This is a genomic window from Streptomyces neyagawaensis (assembly GCF_023516595.1).
GTDB classification, from domain to species: Bacteria; Actinomycetota; Actinomycetes; order Streptomycetales; family Streptomycetaceae; genus Streptomyces; species Streptomyces neyagawaensis.
Window position 1 is genome coordinate 1 of record NZ_JAMGBG010000214.1, and the last position, 716, is coordinate 716.

Here is a 716-nt window from a genome sequence, read left to right on the forward strand (position 1 = left end):
CGACGATGCGGGCGCCGCGGCCAACAGCCCGCGGATGGGCGGCCAGCAGAGTCTCACCGTCCGAGCCGGGGACCGTAGAGTGCAGCGTGACCTGGGACTTCGTGGCCCGGATCTCGACCAGTTGACGGGGGCGGACCCTGCGGGCGGGCACCGAGTAGAGGTTCGCGTCGAAGGCGACCAAGCAGTCCTTGCCCACATGCCGCAGATGCCGCTGGGCGACCACATACGGAGTCTCGGGCAGCGGACGCAGGGCCATGTGGTCGCGCACCGCCCGATGGCCGATGACCTCGCCATGAGTGCCGTGCACCTTCGCCCGCCGCAGCGGCACCCAGGCTGCGAAAGCGGCGTTCATCTCCTCGATGGACGCAAACGCCCGCCCGGCCAGCACGTGATCGCGGACGATGCCGACCTGCCGCTCGACGCGGCCCTTGGCCTGCGGCCGGTAGGCGGCCAGCACATCGATGTCGAAGTCGTAGTGCCCGGCGAACGCGACCGCCTCCGGATGCAGCGGGACCGCCTCGCCCGGGGCGACGTGCCGGCGCACGACGGTCTTGGTGCGGTCGTAGACGATCGTCATCGGCACCCCGCCGAAGTGCGCGAACGCCTGTCGGTGGCAGTCGAAGAAGGTCGCCAGGTCCTGGCTGGTGGTGAAGCAGCAGAACGGGTCGCGCGAGTACGACAACGTCATGTGGAACGAGTAGACCTTCGGAATGCCG

The 716-nt window shown here is 69.6% G+C and carries 1 protein-coding gene; it reads right to left on the reverse strand.

Going from position 1 to position 716, the window contains the following annotated elements:
- Positions 1-688, reverse strand: a 688-nt coding sequence (locus M8J73_RS43815; RefSeq protein ID WP_443740388.1) for a Mu transposase domain-containing protein, incomplete at its 3' end; no start/stop codon positions are given.
- Between the last annotated feature and the right edge of the window lie 28 nt (positions 689-716).